Annotated in this window: 10 protein-coding genes; 5 read left to right on the top strand and 5 right to left on the bottom strand. The window is 62.8% G+C overall.

What is annotated here, in order from left to right; genetic code table 11:
- Positions 1-458: 458 nt before the first annotated feature.
- Complete coding sequence (locus tag ACVJGD_RS20490) at positions 459-1,874, bottom strand: FAD-binding oxidoreductase (protein ID WP_456636046.1); 1,416 nt, start codon at positions 1,872-1,874, stop codon at positions 459-461.
- Between the two features lie 126 nt (positions 1,875-2,000).
- On the opposite strand from ACVJGD_RS20490, the gene ACVJGD_RS20485 reads away from it, so the two are divergent.
- Both ACVJGD_RS20485 and ACVJGD_RS20480 read left to right on the top strand, forming a co-directional pair.
- Positions 2,001-2,738: a FadR/GntR family transcriptional regulator gene (locus ACVJGD_RS20485; RefSeq protein WP_456636045.1), complete on the top strand. Its 738-nt coding sequence runs from the start codon at positions 2,001-2,003 to the stop codon at positions 2,736-2,738.
- Positions 2,739-2,766: 28 nt separating this feature from the next.
- Positions 2,767-3,759 (top strand): MDR family oxidoreductase, encoded by a 993-nt coding sequence (locus ACVJGD_RS20480; RefSeq protein ID WP_456636044.1) that lies wholly within the window; start codon positions 2,767-2,769, stop codon positions 3,757-3,759.
- Here ACVJGD_RS20480 and ACVJGD_RS20475 read toward each other — a convergent pair.
- The 4 genes from ACVJGD_RS20475 to ACVJGD_RS20460 form a co-directional block, all read right to left on the bottom strand.
- Positions 3,725-4,546: an IclR family transcriptional regulator gene (locus ACVJGD_RS20475; protein WP_456636043.1), complete on the bottom strand. Its 822-nt coding sequence runs from the start codon at positions 4,544-4,546 to the stop codon at positions 3,725-3,727. The genes ACVJGD_RS20480 and ACVJGD_RS20475 overlap by 35 nt on opposite strands.
- A gap of 117 nt (positions 4,547-4,663) precedes the next feature.
- Positions 4,664-5,758 carry an extracellular solute-binding protein gene (locus ACVJGD_RS20470; protein WP_456636042.1) on the bottom strand — a complete coding sequence of 365 codons (1,095 nt, stop codon included), beginning with the start codon at positions 5,756-5,758 and terminating at the stop codon, positions 4,664-4,666.
- Positions 5,759-5,790: 32 nt separating this feature from the next.
- The gene (locus tag ACVJGD_RS20465; protein ID WP_456636041.1) at positions 5,791-7,581 is read right to left on the bottom strand and encodes an ABC transporter permease subunit; all 1,791 of its coding nucleotides are present in this window, start codon (positions 7,579-7,581) and stop codon (positions 5,791-5,793) included.
- Positions 7,578-8,732: an ABC transporter ATP-binding protein gene (locus ACVJGD_RS20460; protein ID WP_456636040.1), complete on the bottom strand. Its 1,155-nt coding sequence runs from the start codon at positions 8,730-8,732 to the stop codon at positions 7,578-7,580. Before ACVJGD_RS20460 ends, ACVJGD_RS20465 begins: the two co-directional genes overlap by 4 nt.
- Positions 8,733-8,976: 244 nt before the next feature.
- Here ACVJGD_RS20460 and ACVJGD_RS20455 point away from each other — a divergent pair, with 244 nt between their 5' ends.
- From ACVJGD_RS20455 to ACVJGD_RS20445, 3 genes are read left to right on the top strand one after another with little or no spacing between them, the layout of a single operon-like run.
- Positions 8,977-9,789: a CoA transferase subunit A gene (locus ACVJGD_RS20455; RefSeq protein ID WP_456636039.1), complete on the top strand. Its 813-nt coding sequence runs from the start codon at positions 8,977-8,979 to the stop codon at positions 9,787-9,789.
- The gene (locus tag ACVJGD_RS20450; protein WP_456640312.1) at positions 9,789-10,547 is read left to right on the top strand and encodes a CoA-transferase; all 759 of its coding nucleotides are present in this window, start codon (positions 9,789-9,791) and stop codon (positions 10,545-10,547) included. Before ACVJGD_RS20455 ends, ACVJGD_RS20450 begins: the two co-directional genes overlap by 1 nt.
- The gene (locus ACVJGD_RS20445; RefSeq protein ID WP_456636038.1) at positions 10,544-12,856 is read left to right on the top strand and encodes a molybdopterin-dependent oxidoreductase; all 2,313 of its coding nucleotides are present in this window, start codon (positions 10,544-10,546) and stop codon (positions 12,854-12,856) included. Before ACVJGD_RS20450 ends, ACVJGD_RS20445 begins: the two co-directional genes overlap by 4 nt.
- Positions 12,857-12,866: the final 10 nt, after the last annotated feature.

Genomic DNA, 12,866 nt, shown 5'->3' with positions numbered 1-12,866 from the left:
GTGAATACAGGGATTCGGGAAAGGTCACAGAGCCAACTCCGTTCATGCAATGAGCCCTCGGATTTCCCGTTCGACCATTCGCAAGAATCGGATGTTGCAAGTCCGGGGGTTGAACTTGCTCGATAACATTCGAAGCATAGTTAGATCGCGCACAAATGGCGGCTCTTGGCGGACTATAAAGGCTGCAGCAGACCAGTTACGCTGCCCGCCGATAAGAAAACAGGGCTTCCGAAATAGTGGGTTTCGCAATTTAGCGCTCCCCCGCTACCAGCGGCAACGATCTGGTGCGCTAATCTACGATCGTCGTGATTTTGCACTCCGGACGGTAGCCGTCGGAGCGCTGCCGAGAATTTGTCAGTTGAGAGAACCTATTGAAGGTCTTGGATGTGCTTCAGAAAGGTGACCTTCTAGTGCCGACGAGGCGATCCGTGCTTGAGCCGAGTTTGCACGCAAGCGGGTCAGTCGAAGATGCGTCCCCGACCCAAGATCGCATTTGGGTCGAGAGCGGCCTTTAGTCGACGCATGGTCGCGATTTCGGCCGGGCTTCGAGAAAGGTGCAGCCAAGGTTTCTTGTCGACGCCGATTCCGTGCTCGGCCGAGATCGAGCCGCCGTGTCGGGCGACCAGACGATAGATCCTCTCTGCGGCCTCGTCCTGTCTGGGTGTTCGAATGACATAGTGCAAGTTGCCGTCGCCGACATGGCCGAACACGATCGGATCGGTTGAGGGATCGACAGCCCTCAGCTCGGCTTGGCCGTCCTGGAGAAATTCTGCGATCCGACAGGTTGGAACGCTGATATCGAGGCCGAGGACATATTGAAGGCTTCGGACATAGTCCGCGCAGGAATCGCGCATGTCCCACAACGATCTGAATTCACGCGAGGATTGCGATACGACGCCGTCAAGTGCGAGGCCGTCTTCCATTTCCTGCATCAGGCACGAAGTAAACGTCTCGGCGACAGACGCATCGCTGAGGGACTGGACTTCGGTGAGCACGTAGGCCGGTGCTGTGGTCCGGATCGGCCGCGGAATGTCGAGAAACGCGACGACCCCGTCGACTGCTTCGGGAAGCATGAGTTCGAAAGCCGAAAGACAAGGGCCAAGAGCCCGCCGCAGCCGGCCAAGAAGTCTCAGCGCGGCCTCGACCGACGTCACCGCGAGGAAAGCGTTGGCCTCGGCGACGGGCTTGGGGTGCAAACGGAGCCTCGCACGCGTGACAACGCCCAGCGTGCCCTCGCTGCCGATGAACAGCTGGTTCAAATCGTAGCCGGTGTTGTCCTTGTCCAGACCGCGCAGTGAGGAAAGTATCGTGCCGTCAGCCAGCACCGTTTCCAGGCCTGCCACTTGGGACCGGAACATCCCATACCGCAACACGCGAATGCCGCCGGCGTTGGTTGCGATATTGCCGCCGATGGTCGCCGTGCCTCTGGATCCGATATCGACCCCGAAAAGATAGCCGGCCGCGTCAGCCGCCTCCTGCACAGCCTGGAGCGGTGATCCCGCCTCGACGAGCATCGTGGCCTTGTCGTCGCCAATCCCGTCGAGAGCGGTCATGCGCTCCAGCGACAATATTGCCTCTCCCTCGACGATCCGATGTGCGCCCGAAAGGCCGGTGCGACCACCCTGAACGACAAGCGGCTGTTCAAATTCATTGCATGCGGCGAGGCATTCGGAAACCTCCGTCGTTGAGGTCGGTCGCATGACGAATCGAGGCGGCGCAGAGTGCTTGCCTCTGCGGTCTTCCCGGTAGCGCGCGTCGATGGCATCGCCGACCAGAAGGGCGCCAGGCGTCAATCTCGCGGACAGCCGTTCGAGCAGGGCCGGGCGGGCCGGTTCAGGGGAGGCTGGATTGGCGCCAGACTTGATCGGCTTCACCGCACCGTTGCTCCAAGGAAACGCATGCATGTCGACCCTAATGTCGTTTCTGTATTTGTCAAACCTATATTTGAATGGATTGGTATGCTACTGTTCGGGTGCCCATGATGCAGACGGGAGATAGGCTTGTCTCTGAAGTACGACGAGATCGTCAAAGGTGGTCTTGCCAAACAGGTGGCCGACGCCATTCGAACGGCCATCCTTGAAGGGCATCTCAAGGTCGATGAACGGTTGCCGGGTGAGGAGGAACTGGCACGCCGTTTCGGCGTGTCCCGCCCGACCGTCAGGGAGGCCCTCAAGCGCCTCGCCGCGCAAAATCTCGTTCGCTCTCGCCGCGGTCCCACGGGTGGAAATTTCGTCGTACGTCCGGACCTCGAAGGCGTGAGCCGGACGATTACCGGCGCCGCCACCCTTCTGGTCGGTCTAGGCGCCTTCAACGTCGACGAGATGATCGTTGCGCGCATGGAGGCGGAGGCCGTCTGCTGCAGGATGGCGGCCGTAAACCGCAGCGAGGCCGACATCCGGGCAATGGAGAGCGAGATCGCATTGCAGCGGCGCGGTGACCTCTCGGATGAGGACTTCTGCGCCTCGGACGTACGGTTTCATCGCGCTCTGGCCGACGCGACCGCGAACGCTCCGTTGCGCCTGATGATGTACATGGTCATCGAGAGTTTCATTCCCATCACCAACATGTTGATCTACCGAACCCGCGAGCGGCGCGGCACGGCCGATGCGCACGAGCAGATCATGCATGCGGTGGAAGCCCGCGATGGCGAGAAAGCTGCAACCCTGACGCGCCGACACCTCGAAGGTATGCGCGATCTGTTGACGAATGTGCTGACCAAGAGGACCGCACGCAAGTGACCACGCACGGTAGTTCAGGAGTGAGTGAATGACCGACGCTTTCCGCGCCCTTATGATCGTCGAGAGGGATGGCAAACACCAGGCTGAGTTTCGCGATCTCACCCTTGCCGAGCTCCCGGCACACGACGTGTTGGTGGAAATTGCGTTCTCGAGCCTGAATTACAAGGACGGCCTTGCCGTGTCCGGCAAGGGGCGCATTGCTCGACGTCTTCCGATGGTCGCAGGCATCGACATCGCGGGCACGGTCGTGGAGAGCCGGTCGGCAGGCTGGAAAGCGGGCGACAAGGTCGTCGTCAATGGCTGGGGATTGTCCGAAACGGAATGGGGAGGCTATTCGCGCTTCCAGAGAGTCAGGTCCGATTGGCTCACGCGCCTGCCGGAGGCCTTCACGCTGGAACAGGCCATGGCGATCGGCACGGCCGGCTACACCGCGGCTCTATGTGTCGACGCGCTGGAGAGCTGGGGCATGCGCCCCGGCGGCAGGGAAGTCCTGGTCACCGGAGCCGCTGGCGGCGTCGGCTCGACGGCCATCTTACTGCTCGCGAAGAAAGGCTATTCGGTCACGGCGTCGACCGGCCGGTCCGAAACGAAGGACTATCTGGCTTCGCTAGGGGCGAGTGGTTTCGTCGATCGTGCCTCGCTCGCGGAGAAGGGGCCGGTTCTTCAGAAGGAGCGCTGGTCCGGAGCGGTCGATTCGGTCGGCTCGACGACGCTGGCCAACGTGCTTGCTCAAACGGTTTACGGAGGCGCGGTCGCCGCCTGCGGCCTGGCCGGGGGCATGGACCTGCCTGCCTCCGTCGCGCCTCACATTCTTCGCGGCGTGACGTTGATTGGAGTCGATAGCGTGTTCGCACCGCCCGCCAAGCGCGAGCGCGCCTGGCGGATATTGGCCGACAATCTCGACAAGCAGCATCTTGGCGAGATTGCCCGCACCGAGCCCCTGTCGGCGCTGCCACAGCTTGCCGCGGACATCGTGGCCGGCAAGATCAAGGGGCGCGTCGTGATTGATGTAAAGGCGTAGGATCAGGCAAATCGCTTCTGACGGTGGGGTAGGCCGGCCTGTTGGAATAGCCAAGCGCAGCGCCGATGGTTCGCGCCGCCTCCATCACGTGAACCGAATATTCCTTGATCTGCTTGCGCTTGATGCGCGTGTCGGGCCCGGACATGCCGATTGCTCCGACGAGGTCGCCGGAGCGGCCAAGGATCGCACAAGCGCAGGCAGCGATGCCCTCGCGCCACTCGCCATGCAGCACGGCGGAGTAACCCTGCGCGCGTGCCAGCTCGATGTCCTCGCGCAGCTCCTTGATCGTCGTTCGCGTCGTTTCGGTGTAGCGCCTGAGATGAGGCCGGAATCGCTCCAGGTAGTCGTCCGGCATATGTGCGAGCATCGCTTTTCCTGTCGCCATGGTGAAGGCGGGGGCGCGCATGCCGACGCTCGTATGGGCGCGGATATGGTGCGCGCTTTCGATCTTGTCGACGTAAACGACGTCGGTATCCTCGAGCACGGAAAGATGAATGGTCTCGCCGGTTATCTCGGCAAGTTTCGTCATCGCCGGTCGCGCGACGTTGATGAGGTCCATCCGGTGGATGACGTGGCTGCCGAGCGCCCAGATCTTGGTCGTGAGCTCATACGTGCTGTGCGGGGGGATCTGGCGCACATATCCTTGGGACTGCAAAGTCATGAGCAGCCGATGCACGTTGCTTTTTGTGAGCTTCAGCTCGCTCGCTAGGTCCGTGACCCCGCGAGGTTGCTCGCTCAGAGCAAGTGCTTCCAGGAGACGCAGTCCCTTGGTGAAAGCCTTATCCATCCAACAGCCAAAATAGCATGATCTTTCACCGATCTAGCATGGCCGGGCGATCGGCCATAGCCCGCGGATGGGCAGCCCCGATCGTGGCGGATCGGGGCCACCTGCTGATCGGTCTGCCTATTGTGCCAGCAAGGCGTTGAGCTTCTCCTGCCCGTACTCTTCATTGGTGGAATTTCCGGCCGGCGAAGGTGCGCCCCAATAGTCCGGGCTCCATTCGATCGCCTTCGAGACGTTGTCCGGGTTATTGGCCCAGTACCGGGCGAGCTTCTTGTCGGTTGCTGCCTCGAACACGACCGGAGAGGGAAGGGCGACCGGGAAGGTCGAGGTGAGCTGCGCCGCGCGCTTGGCGTCAAGCCGCCAGGAAAGCAGTTTCAGCGCGTTGTCGTAGTTCGGCGCCCCCTTGGGGATCGAGAAGAAGTCGTAGTAGACGAAGCCCTGATTGAAGGTCAGGTCGATCGGAGCGCCCTCAAGGGCGAGCTTGCTCATCGAACCGGTGTAAGCCATGCACATGTCGGCCTCACCGTCAAGCAGGAGCTGCGGCGGCTGTGCGGCCGTCGTCCACCATTTGGCGATATGGGGTTTGATCTCCTTCACCTTCTTCAGCGCCCGTTCCATGTCGATCGGGTAGAGCTTGCTCTTCTCCACGCCGTCAGCCATCAGCGCCGCTTCGAACACGAAACGCGGCCAGGCAGGCATGCAACGCCGGCCGGGAAACTTCTTCACGTCCCAGAAGTCGGCCCAGCTCGTCGGTACATTTTCCCCCTTGTACTTGTCCTTGTTGTAGACGAGGCCGACGCCGATCACCTGCAATGCGACGCCCTTCTTGCGCTTCAGATTGTCCGGCATCGCCGCCAGCGTCTGTTTCGCCGCGTCGGAAAGCTTGGAATAGTCGATATCGGCCAGGCAGCAGTCGCCGAGGAGCTTCGTCTCCTGGTCGAAGATGAAAGTCAGGTCCCATTGCGCCTTTCCGGCATCGGCTTGAGCCTTGATGCGCGGACCGCTACGGGCCTCCTGGACGGTCACGACCTTGATACCGGTCTCCTTCTCGAACGGGTCGTACATGACCTTGCGCAATGCATCGCCATATCCGCCGCCCGGATCCTGCATGATTACGACGTTGCTCTGAGCTTCAGCGAGGCCCGTACCCATCGCGATGAACAGGGCCGAAGCCAATACGGAAGCCGATGGTCTCAAGCGTTTCATTCCCAGCATTCTTTCTTTCCTCCACCTGAAATTGATCTGTATCATGCGGTTTTTCGCGACGTGGCGAGAACGGGTCGCGCAAGGACGAGCCCTGCGATCACCAGCAGCACCTCCAGCGTCGAGACCACGGCCAGTACCGGATTGAGCCGATAATTGATGTCGCCCCACAGCATGAGCGGGAGTGTCTTGAGCTGCGCGCTCGACAGGAACAGCGTCAGCACTAGCTCGTCGAATGAGTGCAGGAAGGCGAAGAACGTCGCTGCAGCCAAGCCCGGCATGATGGCCGGCAGCGTCACCAGTCGGAACACCGTCAACGACGATGCGCCGTGGACGGCGGCGGCCTGTTCGAGCCTGGTATCGACGCCTTGAAGCGAGGCGGAGAGGATGACCACGACGATGGGAAGGCCGCCGATCGTATGCGCGGCGGCGAGGCCAAAGACGGAGCCGACGAGATCGAAACGCAGGAACAGGCTGTAGAGCGACAGGCCGAGCACGACCGGGGGCACGATGATCGGGCTCACGAGAAGCAGCATGATGGCGGACTTGCCGCGAATCCTGCTCCTGACAATACCGAGGGCCGCCGACGCGCCCAGCACGATCGCAATGCCGGCCGACATCGCCGCGACGATCAATGATGTCCAGAACGCCCGCATCCAGTTCGAATCGGAGAAGAACTGCTCGTACCAGCGGAGTGAAAAGCCCGGTGGCGGGAATGTCAGATAGCTTGCGCTGCTGAAGGAAATGATCATCACCACGATGATCGGCAGGATGAGAATGGCGATGACGAGGCCACCCATGATGCGAACGGTCCAGGTTCCGCAGTTCGCCGGCAGACGCCCGAACAGCCGTAGCAGCGGCCAACCGATCAGGTCGGCAAGCGAGGCGCCGAAACTGCGGCGACCGACGTCCGCTGCAGAGCGGTCTGCGGCTCTTGGCGTGGCCTCCGTCAGCTTGCGACCGCCCCAAATGAACTCGAAGCCGAGGAAGCGTCCGGCCACCGCGACCACCGCCAACGTAATCGTCAGCAGCACCACGCCCAAGGCTTGCAGGAATCCCTCCGACGTGACCGAGTCCGCCTGCTGGGTGATATGCATGGCGAACATCTGGTCACCGGGCCCTCCAAGCAGGGTCGGTGTAATGAAGAAGCCGATCGCAGCGACGAAGACCAGCAGGAAGCCGGCGCCCATGCCGGGCAAGGTCAGCGGAAGCAACACGCGCCAGAATGCCGCAATGGGCCCCGCGCCGCTCGCCAGCGCCGCCCGGGTCAGGCTTTGATCCAGGCGCGCCACGCTGGAATAGATCGTCAGCACCATCAGCGGCAGAAGCACCGCGGTCATGCCGAGAAGCACCGTGCCGCGGTTGAAAAGAAGCTGCACGGGCTCGCTCAATATGCCGAGCGAAACCAGCAGCTTGTTGACCGGCCCGTTGCGGCCGAGCAGGACCATCCAGGCATAGGTCCGGATCAGGATGGCAATGAAGTAGGGCAGCACGATCGCGGTCGCGATCAGAACCTGGGCGATGCCGCGACTGCGGTGAATGAGCAGTGCAGTCGGATATCCGAACAGCAAGCACAGACCCGCGACCGTGACCGAGATCTGCATCGTTCGCACGAGCGAATCCCAATAGAGCGGTATCGCGAAGACCCGCTGAAAATACGACGACCACGACGGCCCGCTCACGCTGATACGGATGAGGTCGATCAGCGGGAGAAGATAGATGAAGGCGAGGAAGGCAAGCGCAGGCAGGAGCAGCAGCGCCGGATCCTTCAACCTCCTGATGAGATCAAGGTCCGCAGGCCGGTCCGCTTGGATGCCGATCGATGCGGAGGTCATGCAAGCACCCAGCAGTCCGCGGCGTCCCAGGTCACGTGGAGGCGATCCCCGACCGCCGGCAGGGGACGGTCGGCCATGTCGGTACACCGAATCAGGAGCGGCTCTCCGCCCTCCATTCGCGCCTCGATCCGCAGGATCTCGCCGAGGAAGATCGCAGATGTGACGCTGACCGGCGCGGAATTCGCGGTCGGCTCGTTCGACACGGCAATGCGTTCCGGACGCACCAGCACGGTTGCGCGTCCAACGTCGATGGTGTCGCGGCTTTCGGCGCTGAACACATATCCCGCGCGGTTCTTCATTGTCAGCGTCGATCCGCGCTTTTGGAGAATCTCCGCCTCGATCAGATTGCTCTCGCCGACGAACGAGGCGACGAAACGATCGGTCGGATGTCGATAGATGTCCAGCGGCCGTCCAATCTGGACGATCTTGCCGGCGTTGAGCACCGCAATGCGGTCGCTCATGGTCAGCGCTTCTCCCTGGTCGTGCGTGACGAACAGGATCGTGCTGCCGATGGTCTGATGGAGGTCGCGGATCTCGATCTGAATCGACTCGCGCAACCGCCTGTCCAGGGCGCTGAGGGGTTCGTCCATCAGCACGACCTTCGGCCTCTTGACGATGGCGCGGGCGATCGCAACGCGCTGCTGCTGCCCGCCCGACATCTGGGAGGGAGATTTCGTCGCATGCTCGGTCAGCCGCATGATTTCCAGCGTTTCGGCAACGCGTCGATCTGAGGTCGCTCGATCGACGCCCGCCATGCGAAGTGGAAACGCGACGTTCTGGCTGACCGTCATGTTCGGAAAGAGCGCGTAGCTCTGGAAGACCATGCCGAAGCCGCGCTTGTGGGTCGGCACATTGTGGACCGGCCTTCCGTCGACGAGGATTTCGCCGCTGTCGAGGCTCTGGAATCCGGCCACGAGGTTGAGCAGCGTCGTCTTTCCGCTGCCGGAGGGGCCAAGAAGGGTGATGAATTCGCCCGGCTCGATGTCGATGCTGATCCGGTCGACGGCATGAAAGCTGCCGTATGTCTTCACCGCCTCGCGGACGGCGATGCCCGATCCGATGGCGTCGCGTTCCCGGAGGCGGCCGGTCAGCGACGTCCGAGCGCTCGCATCGCCGGAACGCATTGCGCGCAGAGCCGCAGGCTCACCCATTCTCACCTCCCCAATGTGTTCTATATTGTAGAACGATATTCCATTTATTGTTGGCGCAGCGCGCCGTCTTGTCAAGTCGAGCCGCCCGACCGCCCCGCAAGCACGCGCAGGTGCAGTCGGGTGCGCAGGCGCGAACCTCTGCAAAAAAAGGCCTCGCCGGCGAAGTCAGATTGACAGTGCCGTCCAAATCCGCCTAACATAATTTTGGAATAGCGTTCTATAATATAGAACAAGCGCAGGGAGGATGAAGGTGTTGAGCGAGCCTCGCGCATTGGCGAAGCACATCGAGGCCGGCATGCGGGTTGCGCTGCCGGTCGATTACGCCGGCGTGTCCATGGCCATGACGCTGCCAATCATTGAGCACGGCGCGGGCAATCTCGATCTCGTCTGCGTGCCGACCGGCGGATTGCAGGTCGATCAGCTCGTCGGCGCGGGTCTGGTGCGGTCGGTGGAGACCAGCGCCGTCTCTCTGGGCGAAGCGGGTGGGGCGCCCCGGTTCAACGCTGCCGTCAAGGAAGGCGCGGTTCGCTTGAAGGACGCGACGTGTCCTGCCATCCATGCCGGGCTGATGGCGGCGCAGAAGGGCAGTCCCTTCATGCCGCTTCGTGGGCTGATCGGAACGGATCTGCTTCGTCACCGCGACGATTGGCGCGTCGTCGACAATCCGCTGGCGGACGGAGGCGATCCGATCGTGCTAATTCCGGCCATCACGCCTGACGTCACGATCTTCCACGTGCCGCTGGCCGATCGCTTCGGCAATGTCTGGATCGGGCGGCGCCGCGAGCTTGCCGCAATGGCTTACGCCTCGCGCACCGTTCTCGTCACGGTGGAGCGCGTGGTCGAGGAAAACCTGCTCGCGGACGAGATGAGCGCGGCCGGCGTGCTGCCGGCACTCTACGTCACGGCCGTCGCGCGCGCTCCAAAGGGTGCGTGGCCCTACGGTCTATGGGGCGAGTATCCGCCCGACAGCGCGGAGATCGCACGCTATGCGAAAGCCGCACGGACGGCCGAGGGCTTCTCTGCCTATATGGCGCAGGCGCAGATGGAGCCCGCATGATGGCCGACGTTCTCCCTCGCGAAGTGCTGATTTGCACGATCGCGCGGCTGCTCGATGGGGTCAGGCATGTCGCCGTCGGGGCCTCCTCTCCGATTCCCGCCGCCGGCGCGATGCTTCTGCGCGCGATGAAGGAAGCGAGCGGTGCCGTCGGCCCGCGCATCTCCATTCTCGGCTCTGTCGAGCACAATTTCTTCACCAACGGTTCAGCGGAACTGTTCGATTGTGCCGGTCAGGGACGGATCGACGCTTTCTTCCTTGGCGGCGGCCAGATCGATGGCTTCGGCAACGTGAACCTCGTCGGAACCGGTAACTATCCGCGTTCGAGCGTGCGTTGGCCCGGCTCATTCGGATCGGCTTATCTCTACTTCGTCGTGCCGCGAGTCATCCTGTTCCGGGAGGAGCATACGCCGCGCGTCTTCGTCGATAAGGTTGACTTCATCAGTGCCCCCGGTATCAGCCCGGAGGGAGTTTTCCGGAGCGGCGGCCCTATCGCTCTGCTGACCGGCAAAGGACTCTTTCGGTTCGACAAGACCCGACCGGGATTCGAGCTGGAGAGTGTGCATCCCGGGCACGATCTTGCGGAAATCAGGCAATCGACCGGCTTTCGGTTCGAGCATGATGCTCAGCCACAGCAGACCGCGCTTCCCGACGGATCGACGCTGGAGCTGCTCCGCGGCCGCGTGTTCGACGAACTCGCCGAGACCTATCCCGAATTCGCTGCGCAGATGCGGCGCGAACTTGGGGCGGTTGACGCATGAGCAGGATCAAGCGGGTCCCGCATTGCAGCCATTGGGGTGCGTATACGATCCTCGTCGAGGATGGTCGCATTGTAGGCGTGGAGCCTTTCGAGCACGATCCTGCACCTTCCCCGATCATCCACTCAGTCGCCGAATGGGCGAACCTGGAGCGCCGCGTGCTGCGACCGATGGTGCGTTCCGGCTGGCTCGACAAGCGCGAGAAAAGCGATCGCCGGGGGCGCGGCCGGGAGAAATTCGTGCCGGTCAGCTGGGACGAGGCGACGACGCTGGTTGCCGACGAAATACGCCGCGTGGCCGGCACCTTCGGCAACGCGTCGATCTTCGCGGGCTCCTATGGCTGGACGAACTCGGGCCGCCTGCACCATGCCTCGTCGCTTCTGAAGCGCATGCTCAACTTGGTTGGCGGCTTCACCAGGCATGTGGACACCTATTCCATCGCGGCAGGTCCCGTGATCTTGCGGCACACGCTGGGCAGCGACGACGCCTGCGGCGGTCGCGCCAATACGCTCGACACCATCGCGCAGCACACCGAGACGCTGGTGGTGTTCGGCGCCTTGTCACCGCGAACCGCGCAGAACGAGGCCGGAGGAATTGGCAGCCACCGGCTTGAAACTTATCTTCAGAAAATCGTCGAGCGAGGCGTCAGGATCATTCACGTCTCGCCGCTGAAGGACGATCTGCCGGACTGGGTCAACGGCGAATGGTGGCCGATCCGCCCGAACACGGACGCTGCGCTGATGCTCGGCCTCGCGGGCGAGATCGTGAACGCGGGCCGGCACGACAGGGACTTCCTCGCGCGCTGCACCAGCGGTGCTGATCGTCTGCTTCGCTATCTCGAAGGCGAGGCGGATGGCACACGCAAGGACGCGGCGTGGGCCGCGAGCATCTGCGGACTCGATGCTGGCAAAATCGCTGGGCTCGCAAGGCGCCTGGTCGACACGCGGAGCATGCTGACCGTGAGCTGGAGTCTGCAGCGGGCCCATCACGGCGAACAGCCGTTCTGGGCAGCGCTCGGACTCGCATCGATCGTCGGCCAGATTGGACTGCCGGGCGGCGGCGTGGGCTACGGCTACGCGTCACTGGGCGGCGTCGGGTCACCGTTCAACTTGGGCAGGTCTCCGGCTATTTCGCAGCTTCCGAGGCCGATCGACAGCTTCATTCCGGTGGCACGGATCAGCGATATGCTGCTCAATCCCGGCACGCCGTTCAGCTACGAAGGACAGATCCGCTCCTATCCGGATACGAGGCTGGTCTATTGGGCAGGCGGCAATCCCTACCATCATCATCAGGACCTCAATCGCCTGTCGGAAGCCTGGACGAGGCCCGAAACGATTGTCGTCCAGGACCCGATGTTCACGGCGACGGCCCAGCGGGCCGACATCGTGCTGCCGGCAACCACGTCGATCGAGCGGAACGATCTTGCCGGCAACAGGCGCTCCGACTTCATCCTGGCGATGAAAAAGGCAATCGAGCCGCTGGGCGAGGCCCGTTCCGACTTCGAGATCTGCAATGAGATTGCCGGCAAGCTCGGGGTGGCCGGTAGCTTCAACGAAGGCCGTGACGAGATGGGCTGGCTCCGGCATCTCTACGAGGTCTGCCGCAGCGACGCATCGGAGCGTTTCGGCTTCGCCATGCCGGATTTCGATGCGTTCTGGGAAGCCGGCTATGCCCGCTGCCCGGTCAAGGCCGAGCACACGTTCCTGGCCGACTTCCGCAACAAGCCGGAGGAGCACGCGGTCAAGACCGAAAGCGGAAAGATCGTGCTCGGCAGCGATACGCTGGCCAGGCTGGACTACGCCGACTGCCGCTCGCATCCCGCCTGGATCGAGCCGGCCGAATGGCTCGGCAACGTCGCCGACGGCGGCCAGATGCACCTCATCTCGCACCAACCGGCTGGCCGTCTTCACAGCCAGCTCGAAACCGGCGCATCGAGCCGGGCCATGAAGCGCAATGGCCGTGAACAGGCCCGCCTTCATCCGGACGACGCGGCCGCTCTCGGCATTGAGGATGGCCAGACGATACGCATCTGGAACGGCCGCGGGGAATGCCTTGCGACCGCAGAGATCACCGACAAGATCCGTCAAGGCGTGCTGGTGCTCCCGACCGGTGCCTGGTTCACGCCGACCGGCAATAGCGGGCTGGAGGTCGCCGGCAATCCGAACGTGCTCACGCTCGATATCGGCACGTCTCAGTTCGGCCAGGGTTGTTCGGCCCACACCTGCCTCGTGAGGGTCGAGCCGTATGCCACCGATCGGCGCGATGCGTTCGAGGCGTATCACGAAACGCTCGTCGCGCTCGCGGCGATCTAACAGGAGCCTC

This window comes from Bradyrhizobium sp. USDA 10063, from assembly GCF_054063735.1.
This window is presented reverse-complemented; position numbering and strand designations above follow the sequence as displayed.

Coding starts and splice junctions, on each gene's coding strand:
- ACVJGD_RS20480 (WP_456636044.1), top strand. CDS start 2,767: ATGACCGACGCTTTCCGCGCCCTTATGATCGTCGAGAGGGATGGCAAA.
- ACVJGD_RS20475 (WP_456636043.1), bottom strand. CDS start 4,546: ATGGATAAGGCTTTCACCAAGGGACTGCGTCTCCTGGAAGCACTTGCT.
- ACVJGD_RS20470 (WP_456636042.1), bottom strand. CDS start 5,758: ATGCTGGGAATGAAACGCTTGAGACCATCGGCTTCCGTATTGGCTTCG.
- ACVJGD_RS20465 (WP_456636041.1), bottom strand. CDS start 7,581: ATGACCTCCGCATCGATCGGCATCCAAGCGGACCGGCCTGCGGACCTT.
- ACVJGD_RS20460 (WP_456636040.1), bottom strand. CDS start 8,732: ATGGGTGAGCCTGCGGCTCTGCGCGCAATGCGTTCCGGCGATGCGAGC.
- ACVJGD_RS20455 (WP_456636039.1), top strand. CDS start 8,977: ATGAAGGTGTTGAGCGAGCCTCGCGCATTGGCGAAGCACATCGAGGCC.
- ACVJGD_RS20450 (WP_456640312.1), top strand. CDS start 9,789: ATGGCCGACGTTCTCCCTCGCGAAGTGCTGATTTGCACGATCGCGCGG.
- ACVJGD_RS20445 (WP_456636038.1), top strand. CDS start 10,544: ATGAGCAGGATCAAGCGGGTCCCGCATTGCAGCCATTGGGGTGCGTAT.